This window comes from Bradyrhizobium sp. UFLA05-112 (genome assembly GCF_053572325.1).
The window spans coordinates 105201-120402 of sequence record NZ_JBANBK010000019.1 but is presented as its reverse complement, the minus strand read 5'-3'; the positions used below and the strand labels follow the sequence as shown (position 1 = coordinate 120402).

The window sequence follows — 15202 nt, the reverse complement described above, 5'->3', positions numbered from 1 at the left end:
GCCGGCGCCGTCCTATCCAAATCGCTCCAACACGAAGGCCACCCAGAAGGGCAAGAAGCCCAACAACCAGTCGAGCATCGGCGAACCCACCTTTGCGGCGGCCTATCGCGCCGCCTACGACACAATCTATGAGCGCAACGACTACGCCTCCGCGATCGCACAGCTCAAGGCGCTCGGCCGTGACGACAATCCGAACGTTGCCAACCTCATCGGCTATTCCTACCGCAAGCTCGGTGACTACAAGCAGTCGCAGATCTGGTATGAGCACGCCCTGGCCATCGATCCGAACCACGTGCTGACCTGGCAGTATTACGGCCTGTGGCAGCTCGAACAGGGCAATCGCGAGCAGGCGATGTATCACCTGGACAGGATCGCCGCGATTTGCGGCACGAGTTGCGAGGAGTACAAGTCGCTCGCGGCTGCACTGGACAAGCCGACAGGCACGGCGCTGGTGTATTGACGGCTAACTCACCCCAAAAGCGGTGACAAGCCGCAATAATTTCAGCATTGTCCCGGCCGGGGCGCGACCGGGACAATCTGGATGCCGCTGACGCGCGACAAGATCATTGGCCATGACCTCGAACGTCTGGCCTTCCGCTTCACCATGCTTGACGATGGCGAAGAAGTGACGTGCCAGATCAGCGACGCCGCGATGGATGAGCTCGCCGGCATGCAAGGCACGGAAAGCAGCGCACGTCAGGCGCAATTCCTCTCACTGCGCGAGACCATCGAACGGATCGCATCGGACCTCTACGACGAAGCGCCGCGCTTCAAGGGGTATGTGGTGCGAATTTTTACGAAGCATCTGGGGAGATAGCAGCAACAGGCTCAATGTCGTCCTGGCGTTCGCCAGGACGACATTGAAGATATGGCGTACGCTCGTACTCACCCGTCCAAATTCTTCAGCAGCAGTCGCAGCGCCGTGGCGGCAAACATCTGCATGTTCGCGAAGCGGTCGTTGCTGGCGGTCTCCAGCGTCATCACCTCGGTCGCGGGGCCGGCGATTGCCATGCAGCTATGGCCGGCGGCGTCGCCGTAGCGATTGCCGGTTGGGCCGGCCGCGCCGGTCTCGGACAGGCCCCAGTCGCAACCGAAGCGCTCGCGCATCTGCTCGGCGAGCAGTTTTGCGTAAGGCTCGGACGAGGAACGAAAGCCCTTCATGCCGTCATCCGAAATATCCATCAGCGCGCGTCGCGCATCGCGCGTGTAGACCACAGCGCCGCCGAGGAAATAGGCCGACGCGCCGGGCACCGCGAGCAGGCTTGCGGCGATCAGGCCGCCTGCGGAGGATTCCGCCACCGCAATGGTCTGTTTGCGCGCAATCAATTTGGCCGCGACCTGTTCCGCAATCCCCACGAGCTCTTTCATCTTGCGCTTCACTCCCGAGCAACCTAGCTGCGCTCTTCTAGCATATGACAGCGGCGCTGGCCGAGTTGCAGGCGGCCTGCAGGCCTGCTTGAATGGCGTCAACAAGCGATGCGGCCAAGCGCGCGTGAAAAGGAAGCGTCATGACGTCCCTGATCGCCGGCGGTGTTGACTGCGACGTGCACCCGGCGGTGCCGCATCTCACCAGCCTTTTGCCGTATCTGAACGATTACTGGCGCGACCAGGTGACGACGCGTGGCATGGTCGATCTGATCTCGCAGTCCTATCCGCAGAATTCGCCGATCACGGCACGCCCGGATTGGCGTCCTGAGGCCGGCAAGCCGGGATCGCATCTGGAGGACATGCAGCGCCATGTGCTCGATCCCTTCGCGCTCAGTTACGCCATCTGCAGCCCGCTCTATGGCGTGCAGATGGTGTTTTCCGAAGACATGCAAAACGCCTTCTGCCGCGCGCTGAACGACTGGCTGGCAAGGGAATGGCTTGACCGGGAACCGCGGCTGCGTGGCTCGATCGTCATTCCCATTCAAAATGTCGAGAAGTCGGTCGCCGAGATCGAACGCTGCGCGGTCGACAAGCGCTTCGTGCAGGTGCTGATGCTTGTCATGGGCGACACGCCGCTGGGAAAGCGCGCGCTGTGGCCGATCTATGCGGCGGCGGAGCGGCTGGACCTCGCGATAGGCATTCATGCCGGTTCCGCTTATCACAACCCGCCGACCGCTGTGGGGTGGGGTTCGTATCACATCGAGGACTATGTCGGCCAGGCGCAGGCGTTCCAGACCCAGCTCACCAGCCTGATCGTAGAGGGCGTGTTCGCCCGCCATCCGAGGCTGAAGATGGTGATGTTGGAATCCGGTATCACCTGGGTCGCGCCCTATCTCTGGCGGCTGCACAAGTTCTGGCGCGGGGTGCGGATGGAAACGCCCTGGGTCGATCGCGCGCCACTGGAGATTGTGCGCAGCAACATCCGCTTTTCGTTGCAGCCGTTTGACGCGCCGCCGGAACAGGCGACATTAATTCGCCTGTTTGATCATATGCAGTCCGACGAATTAGTCCTATTCTCCACGGACTATCCGCACTGGCAATTCGACGGCCAGGACGCGCTGCCCGAAGGTCTATCCCCCGATCTCGTGCGCAAGATCATGATCGACAATCCGCATGCAACCTATCCCCGCCTGAGTTAGCCGCTGCCAAAGGAGGCAAGGCGATGAATATCCAGTTCCGCGAAGCGACCGAGTCCGCGTCTGCCCTGACCACCAAGACCGCAATTGCGGACTGCGATATCCACCCGGCGCGCGCGACCCGGACCGAGCTCTATCCCTATCTCGCCAAACGCTGGCAGCATCATCTCGACGTCTACGGCGTGCATGCCTATCAAGGCATGATGGAAGGCCCGCCCTATCCGAAGGCCCAGCCCAACGCCTCGCGCCGCGATGCCTATCCGCCGGAAGGCGGGCCGCAAGGCTCTTCGCTCTCCTTCATGCAGCAGCAGCATCTCGACCCCAACAACGTGCAGCTGGGGGTGCTCAATCCGCTCGGCACCGGGCAGGGCATCCGCAATCACGAGCTCTCGGCGGCGCTGTGCTCGGCGATCAACGACTGGCAGATCGACAAATGGACCAGCAAGGACAAGCGGCTGAAGGCCTCGATCGTCGTCGGCAATGAGGATGCGATGACTGCGGCCGCCGAAATCCGCGAGCGTGCTGGCGACAAGAACTTCGTCCAGGTGCTGCTGCTCAGCCGCAACGTCGAGCCACTCGGCCAGCGCCGCTATTGGCCGATCTACCAGGCCGCGGAAGAGGCCGGCCTCCCGGTTGGCGTGCATGCCTTCGGCTTCGGCGGCAATCCGATCACGCCGTCGGGCTGGCCGAGCTATTACATCGAGGAAATGGTGGGGCATTCGCAGTGCCAGCAATCGGCGCTCGCGAGCCTCGTGCTGGAAGGGGTCTTCGAGCGCTTCCCGAAATTGAAGATGGTGATGATCGAGGCCGGTTTCGGCTGGGCGCCGTCGCTCGCCTGGCGGCTCGACAAAGTCTGGCAGCGACTGCGTAGCGAGGTGCCGCATCTGAAGCGGCCGCCGTCCGAATATATCCGAGACCAGGTGTGGTGGACGACGCAGCCGATGGAAGATCCGGAGCGGCGCGAAGACCTGTTCGATGTCATCAAGTGGATCGGCTGGGACCGGCTCTTGTTCGCGACCGACTATCCGCATTGGGACTATGACGAGCCGTCGCGCGTGCTGCCGCCCGGCGTCAGCGAAACCAACCGCGAGGCGTTTTATCTGGGCAATGCGCGGAAACTGTACGGGATCGCTGTCGCATGATCCGGAAAAGTGTGCAGCGGTTTTCCCTCGCGACAAACGCGGAACGCGTTTGCGCGGAGATCATGCGACAAACCTAACATGGCGCGTCACGTGATCGCGCCTGTGGATGAACTTCCGCCAGGCACACGAAAATTCCTCGAGATCGACGGACGGCCGATCGCGGTCTTCAACATCAAGGGCGAATATTTCGGCCTGCTCAATCGCTGCCCGCATCAGGGCGCAGCGTTGTGCGAGGGGCCGCTGATCGGGCTCGCGCAATCCAAGGATCCCGGCGAGATTGAATACACCAGGCTGGGAGAGATCATCCGCTGCCCCTGGCACGGCTGGGAATTCGACGTGCGCACCGGCCAATCCTACTGCGACCCCCGCCGCTTCCGCGTCAAGGCGTATCCCGCTCATGTGGAGCCGGGCACGAGCGTCGTGAAGGGACCGTATGTCGCCGAAACGATCCCGGTCAAAGTCGAGAGTGACTACGTGGTGGTGGACCTGTAACCCCGCTGTCATTCCGGGGCGCCTCGAAGAGGCGAGCCCGGAATCCATTTCTCCCAGCACTCCTGTGGCACCATGGCTTCCGGGCTCGATGCTTCGCATCGCCCCGGAATGACGATGCGGCTAGTGGCCGGCGACCGGCTCCGCCACCGGATCATACGTCGCCACTGCCTTGCCGCCGCCGCGATAGACGGTCGCGGCAGCGATGATGCCGAGGACGGCGGCGAACATCAGCCAAAAGCCGGGCGATGCCTTGTCGCCGGTCTTTTCGATCAGCCAGGTCGAGGCGAACGGCGTGAAGGTACCGAACAAGGCGGCCGCGAGCGCAAAGGCGAGCGAGAAGCAGGTGGTGCGCACATGCGCCGGCACGATCTCGACGAGCGCACCCAGCATGGTGCCGCTATAGACGCCGAAATAGAACGAGAACATCATCTCGACCGCGAGCAGCTTGCCGAAGGTCGGCGCGGCCACCAGCCAATGCAGCGCCGGATAGGCTGTCAGCAGCGACAGGCAGGCGATGGTGAGCAGCACGGGCTTCCGGCCAATGCGGTCCGACAACGCGCCGCCGACCGGATTCCAGATGAAGTTGGTCACGGCGACGAGCAGCGTGACCAGCAGCGCATCCTGCGTCGACAGCTTCAGCACGGTCTTGCCGAAGGTCGGCGTATAGACCGTGACGAAATAGAACGTCGTGGTGGTGAGGATCGCGATCATCATGCCGAGGATGACGATGCGCCAGTTGGCGAGCGCCGACGCGAACACCTGCGCGGCGGTCGGATGTTTCTTCATCGCCAGGAATTCCGGCGTCTCCTGAAGCGTCCGCCGCAGGAAGAAAATCAAGGGGATGATCAGGCAGCCGACGAAGAAGGGAATGCGCCAGCCCCAGGCGGTGACGATGTCGGCCGGCATCAACTCGGAGAGGATATAGCCGAGGATCGATGCCACGAAGATCGCGACCTGCTGGCTCGAGGACTGGAACGAGGTGTAGAAGCCGCGATTGCCAGGCGTCGAGATCTCCGCAAGGTAGACCGACACGCCGCCGAGCTCGACGCCGGCGGAGAAGCCCTGCAGCAGGCGGCCGAGCAGCACGATGATCGGCGCCGCGATGCCGATGGTCGCATAGCTCGGGCAGAACGCGATCACCACCGTGCCCATCGCCATGATCGCGAGCGTGACGATCAGGCCCTGGCGGCGGCCGATGCGGTCGATATAGGCCCCTAACACGATCGCGCCGACGGGGCGCATCAAAGCGCCGAGCCAGAACACGCCAAAGGTGTTGAGCAGCGAGGCCGTCTCATTGGTCGAGGGGAAGAACGCCTTGCCGATCGCGGCGGCATAGAAGCCGAACAGGAAGAAATCGAACTGCTCGAGGAAATTGCCCGAGGTCGCGCGCAGGATGGCGCCGATGCGTGACTTGATCTCGGGCGGATTGGTTGAAGTGGCCGGTCCAGCCATGACGCTTACTCCCTAAAAGATGTGGCCGGACCGGAACTCATTTTCACGGCGGACGACCGATCGTGCTGCGACAATCTGTCTTACCCCTCTCGCGCAGGGGTGCGGGAGTCAACCCATTTCACGAGCGAAGCTCATGATTTTTCAGGCTTTATTCTGCGTTGCAGCGACCAGCCAGTCGCGGAAGGCGACCAGTTTCGACGCCTCGCGGCGGCCATCGGGCGCGACCAAATAGAAGCCGGCATCCGCTGGAAGCGCGATGCGGAAGGGGACCACGAGGCGGCCCTTGGCGATGTCGTCCTGAACGTACGTGGTCCGTCCCATCGCCACCCCCATGCCGTCGATCGCTGCCTGCACCGTCATGAGCGTCATGTCGAAGGTGATGCCGGGCTGCTTGGAAATGCTGGTCGAGAGCCCCGCAGCCGTCAGCCACAGTCGCCAGTCGTCACCGTTGTTGGTGTGCAGCAGCACGTGGTCTTTCAGGTCCTGCGGCGTGCGCAGCGGCTTGTCGCCCCTCAGCAGCGACGGGCTGCACACCGGGAACAACTCGTCCCGCATCAGCCATTCGGCGCGCACGCCCGGCCACTGGCCACGGCCGTAACGGATCGCGGCATCGACATTGTCGCGCTGGAAATCCACGAGGCTCGTCGATGTGGTGATGCGGACGTCGATGCCGGGATGCTGCTCCTGGAAATTGGTCAGCCTTGGCAACAGCCATTTGGCGGCGAGCGAGGCGATGGTCGAGACGGTCAGCACCTTGTCGTCGTCCTTGCGGAGCAGCCGGTCGGTCGCAAGCCTGAGATCGTTGAACGCGGCACGGACGCCAGGCAGGTAGTCGCGTGCCTCTGCCGTCAACGCCAGCGCGCGGTTCTGGCGGACGAATAGGCGAATGCCGAGCTCCTCCTCGAGCCTGCGGATCTGATGGCTGATCGCGGTCTGCGTCACATTCAGTTCGGCCGCGGCCAGCGTGAAGCTGAGGTGGCGTGCGGCGGCCTCGAAGGCCCGCAAACCGTTCAGGGAAGGCAATCTGGCAGTCATTTGGCAGCAGGATGCATGAGCTTATTTCATGCGAATAGGTACAAATTGTCGTTTGTCGAAACGCCGGACGAAGCAGATATTGCAGATCTAAGTTAGCTCCAGGAGCTGAAAATGTCTACGTTGACCCACAATTCGATGACAAATCATCATGCGCCGAGCCTGCTCTACCAGATCGGGGAGACACTCCATGTCTGGCACGAGCGCTACCGCACCCGCAAAGAGCTGTCCCAGTGGACCACCCGCGATCTCCAGGACGTCGGTCTCTCTTGGAGTGACATTGTTTTGAGGCTGAAAAACCTTTCTGGCGGGCCTGATTGGCCGCCCGGCCGGCGCCGCCTCTGAAGAGGGGCGCCGGCGGTCGTTTTCGCCGCGGGAGAGTCTCATGAGCATGCTGCGCCTGGATGACCTCAAGCAATACTCGGATACGCTGCGCACCCGCCATGGGCAGGCGCTTACGGTGCGCTTCGTCGAGCCGCGCGACACCGACGAGTTGCAGCACTATTTTCGTTCCCTGTCGGCTCGATCCCGTTACAACCGCTTCTTCGGTGCACTGAGCGAGTTGCCGAAGGCGCTGCTGCACGACTTCACCCATGTTGGCGAACGCGAACGCTTCAGCGTGATCGCGACCATGATCGTCGATGGTTTCGAAACCATCGTCGGCGAAGCCCGCTATGCTTTCCAGGCCGAGACTTCGAGCCTCGAGTTCGGCTTGTCGGTCGGCGACCGCTGGCAGGGCCACGGCATTGGCACGGCGCTGCTCAAAAATCTCGAATGCCGCGCGGCCGCCTTTGGCGCCGAGCACATCTTCGGCGACACGCTGCGCGCCAACGACGTGATGATCTCGCTCGCCCGTAAATCCGGCTTTGCCTTCGTCAATCATCCCGACGACTGGAGGCTGGTTCGGTTCGACAAGCAGATCGCCATCGAGCCAAAAGACATTCCCTGCGCAAGCTGGCGTCTCGCCGCCCTTTCCCGTCAGGCCGAAAGCCCCTCAGCCACAGCCTGACACGACTGAAAGCCCGGTTCTGGTGAAGTCAGAACCGGGCTGATTTTTTCGCGCATCAAATGGCTTGATCGCCGGTAAAGTCGGTCGAGGTCGCAACTGTCAGCCACTCCGCAAGCTCCCGCGCGACGAAGGCGTTCTTTGCCCCGATCCGTTCCACGGTGTCGCTGCCGAGCGGCAAGCGCAGTGGCGGCTTGGCCGCATCCGCCAGTTTGAGGAAGGCCTGCGCCAGCTTGCGCGGATCGCCGCGCTGGCCGTGATTGACGTCGGCGGCGTGCGCGCGCGTCTTGCCAACGGTCTCACTGTAGTCATCGATCTGGAGTGCCGTCCGCGACAGCGAGGTCTCGTCGAGGAAATCGGTGCGGAAGAAGCCCGGCTCGACCACGGTCACCTTGATCCCGAGGGGAGCCACTTCGCCGGCCAGCGCCTCGCTGATGCCTTCGACTGCGAATTTGGTCGCTCCATAGACACCCCAGCCGGGATAGCCGGTGTAGCCGCCGACCGACGAGATGTTGATGACGTGGCCCGAACGTTGGCGGCGCATATGCGGCAGCACCGCGCGGGTGACGCTCAGCAGGCCGAACACATTTGTGCCGAACAGCTTTTGCGTTTCCGCAGCGCTCGCCTCCTCGATCGCACCGAGCAGGCCGTAGCCGGCATTATTGACGAGGATGTCGATGCGCCCGAATCGCTTGACCGCCTGGCCTGCGGCCTCATGGGCTTCGGCCTCGCTGGTGACATCAAGCCGGGTGGCCAGGAGCCGCTCGTGACTGCCGAGCCGCGCGGTGACGGTCGACGGGTCGCGCGCGGTGGCAACCACCGCATCGCCGGCGCTGAGTGCGGCCTCGGCGATCAGCGCGCCAAATCCGCGGGACGCTCCTGTGATGAACCAGACACGCATGATGTTGCCCTTTCCATTTGAGGCTCCGGCGATGTGCCGAAGCTGATGGACAACGTGTATCGCCTCGCCATAGGTGAGATAATCAGCTATATATTTCGTAGGCTGCTGAGCAAAATTCATCAATGCGGATTGACCCGTCCGACCTTGCGATCTTTCTCGCCATTGCCCGTCACCGCAGCTTTCGGGCGGCTGCGACCGAGCTCGGCGTCACGCCATCGGCGTTGTCCCACGCGCTGCGTAACATCGAGGAGCGACTTGGCCTGCGGCTGGTGAACCGCACCACGCGCAGTGTGGCCTTGACCGAAGCCGGCGAGCGCCTGTTCGCCCGCATCAAGCCGGCGTTTCGCGACATCGACGACGCGCTCGAAGACCTCAACAATTTCCGCGGCAAGCCGGCCGGCATGCTGCGCTTCACCGCCGCGCGCCAGTCCGCGCAGCTCGTTCTGTTGCCGATCGTGACGCGCTTTCTGAAGGCGTTCCCGGACGTCAGCATCGAGATCATGATCAACGATGCGCTGATCGACATGGTCGCGGCCGGCTTCGACGCCGGGGTGCGCTTTGGCGAGACCATCGCCGCCGACATGATCGCGGTGCCGATCGGCCCGCGGCATCGCTTTGCGGTGATCGGCTCGCCTGCTTTCTTCAAGGCGTACAAAGCGCCTGTCGCGCCGCATGACCTGAAAGCACTGCCCTGCATTCGCTACCGCTTCACCAGCGGTGCGCTCTATCATTGGGAGTTCGAGCGCGGCGGCATCGAGGTCGATATTGATGTCACAGGACCGCTGACGCTGAACGACCAGGATCTGATGGTCGATGCGGCACTCGACGGGCTCGGTCTCGCCTATGTGTTCGAAGGCCAGGTCGAAGAGTTGCTGGCGAGGCGCAAACTGGTTCGCGTGCTCGCCGATTGGTGCCCGGCCTATCCGGGTTTCTTCCTGTACTATCCGAGCCGCCGGCAATTGCCGGCAGCACTGCGGGCCTTTGTCGATTTCGCACGGGCGCCTGCCGCGTAGCCCGAATGAACGGCGGAGCGCGTTACTTCCCCGTGAACACCGGCTTGCGCTTCTCGATGAAGGCCTGCACCGCCTCCTTGTGATCGGCCGTCGTGGCCAGGCGAATCAGCCGCCCAGCCTCGTGGTCGCGGGCGGTCTCGAAATCGAACAGCAGGGCCTCGTCCAGATTGTCCTTCATGTACCGCAGCGCGAGCCGCGGGCCCTCGGCCAGCGACTTGGCCAGCGCGAAGGCCTCGTCCTGCAATCTGTCGTCCGGCACGACGCGATTGACGAGGCCGATCGCCTCGCACCTGTCGGCATCGACCTTGCCGCCCGTGAACATCAATTCGCGCGCCCGCGCCGTGCCGACCAGACGCGTGAGCAGCCAGGCGATGCCGTAGTCGCCGCTGAGTGCAACGCGGGCATAGCCGGTGGCCACAAAAGCCGATTGTGCGGCGATGCGGATGTCACAGGCCATGGCGATTGCGAGCCCCGCGCCGACCGCGGGGCCGGGCAGCGCCGCAATGGTCGGCTTGCGCACCGAGACCAGCACACCGGTGAGGAGCCGCTGCCGCTCCTGCAAATCGGCAACCCGGTCCTCGAAGGACATTTCGAGCTTGGCCTTGTCGCGATGCGCGCCCATGCCCTTGACGTTGCCGCCGGCGGAGAAGGCTTGTCCGGCGCCCGTGATCAGCAGCGCGCCGACATTTTGATCCTCGCCACAGGTTCGGATCATCGCGCGCAGCGCCGGCGTCAGCGTGTCCGACAGCGAATTGCGCGCGTCGGGACGGTTCAGCGTGATCACCGCGACGCGGTCGCGAATGACGCAGAGGAGTTCGTCGGTGCCGGTGTCGATGGTGGTTTCGGTGGTCATGCTTCACTGCTCCGGTAGAGTGGGCAAAGTGCAGCGTGCCCACCACTTCTGCATCCCGTGTTGATCATGAGAGGTGGGCACGGCGCTGCGCGCGTTTGCCCACCCTACGGCAGTACGCCTCAAAACTTCTCCACCCAGGGCCGCAGCTCCATTTCCCAGGCCCAGGCGCTGCGCGGCTGTTGCAGGACGTTCCAATAGCTCTGCGCGATTGCATCGGGATCGAGCATCGAATCCGGTCTGTCCGGCGCCTCCGTGCGCGCTGCGCTGCGGATGCCGCCGTCAATGACGAAATGCGCGATATGGATGCCCTGCGGCGCGAGCTCGCGCGCCATGCTTTGCGCAAGCCCGCGCAGCGCGAACTTGCCCATCGCGAATGGCGCCGACTGCGCATAGCCCTTCACGCTCGCCGATGCGCCCGTGAACAGGATCGCGCCGTGCTTGTTGGGCAGCATGCGCTTGGTTGCCTCCTGCGCCACAAGGAAACCGCCGAAGGCGCTCACTGCGATCGATTGCGCGACATCCGCTGCGACGAGCTCGACAAACGGTCCACGCGTCCGGCCGCTTGCATTGTAGATCACGACATCTGGCGTGCCGATCTCGCGCTCGACAAGGCCGAACAGGCGCTCGACCTCCTCCGGCTTGGTCGCGTCGCAGGCAAAGGCCTTCGCGCCAGTCTCGCCGCAGAGTGCGCCGAGTTTTTCGATCTTTCGCGCGGCGAGCGCTACGCGCAGACCCTGGGCGGACAACAGCCGTGTCAGCGAGGCGCTCAAGCCTTCGCCGGCGCCGACGATGAGCGCGATGTTGTATTTGGGATGTTCCATGATGCGATCCTTTTGGGAGCAGGAACAACGGATCTATGCATGCTTGGCCCGAAGAGCCAGCCGCGTCCGCGAAAGCGGCTGATCACAATTCCGCAGAGCGGTCTCAGCCATCGCCACGCTCATGCCTCCCTGACGATTTGCGGCTTTATCCGCGTTCTCGCCTGGAGCATGATCGACATCATCCAAAGCAGCAAGCACCAAAACGGCGGACAAATCCCGCGGGACGGAAACGAAAGAGGTCGATCATGCACAAGCCGGGCACGTCGCAGCAGAAAGGCGTTGCGGTCGAGCAGCCGGGCCTGCTTGCGCCCGACACCACCGGGATGAATTTCTACCGCGCCGATCCGGCATTGACGGACCTGTTGCGCATCCATCTGCCCGATCCGCTATTCCGTCACATCGAGCCGCATCTCGATCGTCTCGGCGAGCTCGCCGGGGGCACTCTCGACGAATGCGCACGGCTCGCCGACCGGCATGCGCCGGTGCTGCACCAGCGCGACAAGTTCGGCCGCGACGTGCAGTGGATCGAATATCATCCGGCCTATCGCGAGCTGGAGAAGGCGGCGTTTGGCGAGTTCGGCATTCATGCGCTGTCGATTCGCAAGGGTGTCATGGGCTGGCCGGACAAGTATCCCGTCGCGGCAAAGCACGCCTTTACCTTCCTGTTCAACCAGACCGAATTCGGCATGGGCTGCCCGATCAACGTCACCGACGGGTGTGCAAAACTGCTCGCGAATTTCGGCAGCGAGGCGCTGAAGGCGAAATATCTGGACGGCCTGACCCAGACCGACATGAGCAAGCTGACCCAGGGCGGCCAATTCATGACCGAAAAGGAGGGCGGTTCCGACGTCGGCACGCTGACAACGCGCGCGGTGCAGGAGGGCGATCGTTGGCGTCTCTACGGCGAAAAATGGTTCTGCTCGAATGCCGACGCCAAAGTCGTGATGCTGCTGGCGCGTCCCGAGGGCGCCGGTCCCGGCACGCGCGGCGTAGGCCTGTTCCTGATGCCACGCTTCCTCGACGACGGTTCGCAAAACAACTACCGGATCGTGCGGCTGAAGGACAAGCTCGGCACCCGTTCGATGGCCTCGGGAGAGATCAAGCTCGAAGGCGCAATCGCCTATGCGGTCGGCAAGCTCGACCGCGGCTTCGTGCAGATGGCCGAGATGGTCAACTCCTCGCGGCTCTCGAACGGCGTGAAGTCGACGGCGCTGATGCGCCGCGCCTACCACGACGCGATGACGGTCGCGACCAATCGCGTGGTGTTCGGCAAGCGCATCGTCGACCTCCCCCTCGGACGGCGGCAGATGATGAAGATCATGCTGCCGGTCGAGCAGGCCCTGTCGATGAGCTTTCTGACCGCCGACGCGCTCGACCGCGCCGAGGCCGGCAGCCAGGATGCCGCAGCGCTGCTGCGCATCCTCACACCGACGCTGAAGTTTCGTGCCGCGCGTGATGCGCGAAAGGTCTGCGGCGATGCGCTCGAGATGCGCGGCGGCATCGGCTATATCGAGGAGTTCGCCACTTCACGGCTGCTCCGCGATGCTCATCTCGGGTCGATCTGGGAAGGCACCGGCAACATCGTGGCGATCGACGCCTTGACGCGTGCGGTCGGCCGCCATGGTGCAGAAGCCGCACTCGCCGCCGATCTGCACGCCCGGCTCGACGACAGCGCGTCCGTGCCGCAGGCCTGGCGCGATCGCTTGCGCGGGCTTACCGATCGTGCCGTCGGCTTCGCGCGTGAGGTCGCTGATAGCGCCGACAACGAAGCCGATGCGCGGCGCGCCACCAGCCTGCTCTATCATGTCGCAAGCGCCGTGGCGCTGGCATGGGAATCACATCGCATCCACGAGAGGCGGGGCGATGCGCGACGGCTCCTGTTGTCGCGGCTCGTGATCGATCATCGGGTATCGCCAAGCGATCCGTTCCGGCTCACGGAAAATCCAACCCAGCAAGCCATCGTGTCGCTGCTGCTGGGCGAGCGTGCGGCCGCAATGCCCGAGGTTGGCGAACTGATTCTGGCAGCGTAGGCTGCGGCCGAGGGCGTCGTTCACCTCTCCCTATGGGCGAGCTGGGCGCCAACGAAAACGATAATAACGAGGAAACAAACAAATGAAGGCTGCCGTCCTCTATGAAGTCAACAAGCCGCTCGTCATCGAGGACGTCAGCCTGCCGAAGCCGGGCCCGCGCGAGGTTTTGATCCGCACCGCGGTTGCCGGCCTCTGCCACTCCGACCTGCACTTCATGGAAGGGCTCTATCCGCATCCGCTGCCCGCAGTGCTCGGTCATGAATCGGCTGGTGTCGTCGAGCAGGTCGGCTCCGACGTGACCTACGTGAAGCCGGGCGATCACGTCGTGACCTGCCTGTCCGTGTTCTGCGGCACCTGCGACAACTGCACGACGGGCCGCACGGTGCTCTGCACCGACACGACGGTGAAGATGCTGCCGGGCGTCTCCGATCGGATGCAGTGGTCGAAGCCGGAGAAGCTGCATCAGTTTCTCAACCTGTCGTCCTTCGCCGAGCAGATGCTGGTGCACGAGAACGCCATCGTCAAAATCCGCAAGGACATGCCGCTCGAGCTCGCTGCGTTGATCGGCTGTGGGGTCATCACTGGCTATGGCGCGGTGGTAAACACCGCAAAAATCCAGGCTGGCGAGACCGTTGCGGTGATCGGTTGCGGCGGCGTCGGCATGGCCGCGATCAACGGCGCTGAGATCGCGGGTGCCGGCCGCATCATCGCGATCGATACAAACCCGGCAAAACTCCAGCTCGCGACCAAGCTCGGCGCCACCGACATCATCAATCCCGCCGATGGCGACGTGGTGAAGCAGGTGCGCGACCTCACCAATGGCGGCGTGCACCATTCCTTCGAGGTTCTCGGTCGCAAGGAGACCGCCGAGCAGGCGTTCGGCATGCTCGCCGCCGGCGGCACGGCGACGATCGTCGGCATGATCCCGTTCGGGCAGAAGATCGAGCTGCACGGCTTCGACTTCCTGCGCGAACGCAAGATCCAGGGCTCGTCGATGGGCTCGAACCATTTTCGCGTCGACATGCCGCGGCTGGTCGAGTTCTACCTGCGTGGCCGCTTGCACCTGGAGGACTGGATCTCGGCCAAGCTGAAGCTTTCCGAGATCAACGAAGGCTTCGCCAACATGAAAGCCGGCAAGACGCTGCGCAGCGTGATCATGTTCGATAGCTAGGCAACAATCTCAAGCGTCGCTCCTCAGTCAGGTGTCATCGCCCGCCTTGTGCGCAATTGCGCCCCGGGGCGGGCGATCCAGTATTCCAGAGGCGACGACGAATACGGAGAGGCTACCGCGTACTGGATGCCCCGCCTTCGCGGGGCATGACAGCGGAGATTTGTGTGGGCGATGTGCTCGCCTCACCGTTCACGCGCCTCACCGCGACACGTGCGCCGACACCGCGAGCCACTTCCCGTTCTGCCTCGCCCAGCAATCTGTATAGCGGCCCGAAGCCTGCTGGCCGTCCGCAGTCGTATAGCTGGTCGCGCCGTGAATAATGGCGAAATCGCCCATGATGCGGATCTTGACGTCGTGTTCCCTGAGATTGCGGATCGCGATCGGCTGTGCCGTTTGCTTCAAAAAGCCGGCGCGATCGACCAGCGTCTTGTCGGGATTGGAGCAATAGAAGTCCTGCGCGAGGATCTCGTCGAAGCGCTTGACGTCGCAATTCTGGACGGAGGCGACGTAGTCGCGGTTGAGCACGGTCAGTTCTTCGAGGTCTCTGTTCATCACATTTCTTCCCTTCTGGTCACTCTGGGGCGCGCGAGGTGCGACCCACAGTCTCGAAGTCGTCAGCGAGACTCGGTTGATTACGGACAAGAGCATGCCTGATCGCAATGATGTTTCGGTCTCGACCGAAGCATCACGATCATGATGATTACGCTAATCATCAAACCTGGGCG

The 15202-nt window shown here is 63.3% G+C and carries 17 protein-coding genes; 10 read left to right on the top strand and 7 right to left on the bottom strand.

Annotated features, from left to right (window positions below; translation table 11 throughout):
- Together SO180_RS14170 and SO180_RS14165 are read left to right on the top strand one after the other, a co-directional pair.
- Positions 1–460 (top strand): tetratricopeptide repeat protein (locus tag SO180_RS14170; protein ID WP_449379441.1); only part of this gene is annotated, 460 nt, incomplete at its 5' end.
- Positions 461–541: 81 nt separating this feature from the next.
- Positions 542–817 (top strand): DUF1488 family protein, encoded by a 276-nt coding sequence (locus tag SO180_RS14165; RefSeq protein WP_449379440.1) that lies wholly within the window; start codon positions 542–544, stop codon positions 815–817.
- Positions 818–885: 68 nt separating this feature from the next.
- Here SO180_RS14165 and SO180_RS14160 read toward each other — a convergent pair whose 3' ends face one another.
- A complete protein-coding gene (locus tag SO180_RS14160) occupies positions 886–1368 on the bottom strand; it encodes a CinA family protein (protein ID WP_449379439.1) in 483 nt (160 codons plus the stop codon).
- A gap of 140 nt (positions 1369–1508) precedes the next feature.
- On the opposite strand from SO180_RS14160, the gene SO180_RS14155 reads away from it, so the two are divergent.
- The 3 genes from SO180_RS14155 (at position 1509) to SO180_RS14145 (ending at position 4198) form a co-directional block, all read left to right on the top strand.
- The gene (locus tag SO180_RS14155) at positions 1509–2567 is read left to right on the top strand and encodes an amidohydrolase family protein (protein ID WP_449379438.1); all 1059 of its coding nucleotides are present in this window, start codon (positions 1509–1511) and stop codon (positions 2565–2567) included.
- A 23-nt stretch (positions 2568–2590) separates the two neighbouring features.
- Positions 2591–3706, top strand: a complete 1116-nt coding sequence (locus SO180_RS14150) for an amidohydrolase family protein (protein WP_449379437.1) — start codon at positions 2591–2593, stop codon at positions 3704–3706.
- Positions 3707–3784: 78 nt separating this feature from the next.
- On the top strand, positions 3785–4198 hold the full coding sequence (locus SO180_RS14145) for a Rieske (2Fe-2S) protein (protein ID WP_449379436.1): 414 nt from the start codon (positions 3785–3787) through the stop codon (positions 4196–4198).
- Between the two features lie 120 nt (positions 4199–4318).
- On the opposite strand, the gene tcuC is transcribed toward SO180_RS14145, so the two are convergent.
- Together tcuC and SO180_RS14135 are read right to left on the bottom strand one after the other, a co-directional pair.
- Positions 4319–5650, bottom strand: a complete 1332-nt coding sequence (tcuC, locus tag SO180_RS14140; RefSeq protein WP_449379435.1) for an MFS transporter — start codon at positions 5648–5650, stop codon at positions 4319–4321.
- Between the two features lie 141 nt (positions 5651–5791).
- Entirely contained in the window at positions 5792–6685 is an 894-nt protein-coding gene (locus SO180_RS14135) for a transcriptional regulator GcvA (protein ID WP_449379434.1), read from the bottom strand.
- Between the two features lie 111 nt (positions 6686–6796).
- Between SO180_RS14135 and SO180_RS14130 the strand changes: the two genes are divergently transcribed.
- On the top strand, positions 6797–7027 hold the full coding sequence (locus SO180_RS14130) for a DUF1127 domain-containing protein (RefSeq protein ID WP_449379433.1): 231 nt from the start codon (positions 6797–6799) through the stop codon (positions 7025–7027).
- A 40-nt stretch (positions 7028–7067) separates the two neighbouring features.
- Positions 7068–7691 (top strand): GNAT family N-acetyltransferase, encoded by a 624-nt coding sequence (locus tag SO180_RS14125; RefSeq protein WP_449379432.1) that lies wholly within the window; start codon positions 7068–7070, stop codon positions 7689–7691.
- Between the two features lie 55 nt (positions 7692–7746).
- On the opposite strand, the gene SO180_RS14120 is transcribed toward SO180_RS14125, so the two are convergent.
- Entirely contained in the window at positions 7747–8589 is an 843-nt protein-coding gene (locus SO180_RS14120; RefSeq protein WP_449379431.1) for an oxidoreductase, read from the bottom strand.
- Between the two features lie 122 nt (positions 8590–8711).
- On the opposite strand from SO180_RS14120, the gene SO180_RS14115 reads away from it, so the two are divergent.
- Positions 8712–9602: a LysR family transcriptional regulator gene (locus SO180_RS14115; protein ID WP_449379430.1), complete on the top strand. Its 891-nt coding sequence runs from the start codon at positions 8712–8714 to the stop codon at positions 9600–9602.
- Positions 9603–9624: 22 nt separating this feature from the next.
- On the opposite strand, the gene SO180_RS14110 is transcribed toward SO180_RS14115, so the two are convergent.
- Positions 9625–10455: an enoyl-CoA hydratase gene (locus tag SO180_RS14110; RefSeq protein WP_449379429.1), complete on the bottom strand. Its 831-nt coding sequence runs from the start codon at positions 10453–10455 to the stop codon at positions 9625–9627.
- A 119-nt stretch (positions 10456–10574) separates the two neighbouring features.
- Positions 10575–11276, bottom strand: coding sequence for an SDR family NAD(P)-dependent oxidoreductase (locus SO180_RS14105; protein WP_449379428.1), 702 nt, complete (start codon positions 11274–11276; stop codon positions 10575–10577).
- Positions 11277–11521: 245 nt separating this feature from the next.
- On the opposite strand from SO180_RS14105, the gene SO180_RS14100 reads away from it, so the two are divergent.
- Both SO180_RS14100 and SO180_RS14095 read left to right on the top strand, forming a co-directional pair.
- A complete protein-coding gene (locus tag SO180_RS14100; protein ID WP_449379427.1) occupies positions 11522–13306 on the top strand; it encodes an acyl-CoA dehydrogenase family protein in 1785 nt (594 codons plus the stop codon).
- An 82-nt stretch (positions 13307–13388) separates the two neighbouring features.
- Positions 13389–14477, top strand: coding sequence for a Zn-dependent alcohol dehydrogenase (locus SO180_RS14095; RefSeq protein ID WP_449379426.1), 1089 nt, complete (start codon positions 13389–13391; stop codon positions 14475–14477).
- 198 nt (positions 14478–14675) lie between these two features.
- Here the strand turns inward: SO180_RS14095 and SO180_RS14090 are convergent, their stop codons facing one another.
- Positions 14676–15029 (bottom strand): nuclear transport factor 2 family protein, encoded by a 354-nt coding sequence (locus SO180_RS14090; protein WP_449379425.1) that lies wholly within the window; start codon positions 15027–15029, stop codon positions 14676–14678.
- Between the last annotated feature and the right edge of the window lie 173 nt (positions 15030–15202).

Excerpts from the sequence above, each read along its gene's own strand:
- SO180_RS14110 (WP_449379429.1), bottom strand. The coding sequence starts at position 10,455 with ATGACCACCGAAACCACCATCGACACCGGCACCGACGAACTCCTCTGC.
- SO180_RS14160 (WP_449379439.1), bottom strand. The coding sequence starts at position 1,368 with ATGAAAGAGCTCGTGGGGATTGCGGAACAGGTCGCGGCCAAATTGATT.
- SO180_RS14135 (WP_449379434.1), bottom strand. The coding sequence starts at position 6,685 with ATGACTGCCAGATTGCCTTCCCTGAACGGTTTGCGGGCCTTCGAGGCC.
- SO180_RS14095 (WP_449379426.1), top strand. The coding sequence starts at position 13,389 with ATGAAGGCTGCCGTCCTCTATGAAGTCAACAAGCCGCTCGTCATCGAG.
- SO180_RS14150 (WP_449379437.1), top strand. The coding sequence starts at position 2,591 with ATGAATATCCAGTTCCGCGAAGCGACCGAGTCCGCGTCTGCCCTGACC.
- SO180_RS14105 (WP_449379428.1), bottom strand. The coding sequence starts at position 11,276 with ATGGAACATCCCAAATACAACATCGCGCTCATCGTCGGCGCCGGCGAA.
- SO180_RS14145 (WP_449379436.1), top strand. The coding sequence starts at position 3,785 with ATGGCGCGTCACGTGATCGCGCCTGTGGATGAACTTCCGCCAGGCACA.
- SO180_RS14120 (WP_449379431.1), bottom strand. The coding sequence starts at position 8,589 with ATGCGTGTCTGGTTCATCACAGGAGCGTCCCGCGGATTTGGCGCGCTG.
- SO180_RS14165 (WP_449379440.1), top strand. The coding sequence starts at position 542 with ATGCCGCTGACGCGCGACAAGATCATTGGCCATGACCTCGAACGTCTG.
- SO180_RS14100 (WP_449379427.1), top strand. The coding sequence starts at position 11,522 with ATGCACAAGCCGGGCACGTCGCAGCAGAAAGGCGTTGCGGTCGAGCAG.
- SO180_RS14115 (WP_449379430.1), top strand. The coding sequence starts at position 8,712 with ATGCGGATTGACCCGTCCGACCTTGCGATCTTTCTCGCCATTGCCCGT.
- SO180_RS14090 (WP_449379425.1), bottom strand. The coding sequence starts at position 15,029 with ATGAACAGAGACCTCGAAGAACTGACCGTGCTCAACCGCGACTACGTC.
- SO180_RS14155 (WP_449379438.1), top strand. The coding sequence starts at position 1,509 with ATGACGTCCCTGATCGCCGGCGGTGTTGACTGCGACGTGCACCCGGCG.
- SO180_RS14130 (WP_449379433.1), top strand. The coding sequence starts at position 6,797 with ATGTCTACGTTGACCCACAATTCGATGACAAATCATCATGCGCCGAGC.
- SO180_RS14125 (WP_449379432.1), top strand. The coding sequence starts at position 7,068 with ATGAGCATGCTGCGCCTGGATGACCTCAAGCAATACTCGGATACGCTG.
- tcuC (WP_449379435.1), bottom strand. The coding sequence starts at position 5,650 with ATGGCTGGACCGGCCACTTCAACCAATCCGCCCGAGATCAAGTCACGC.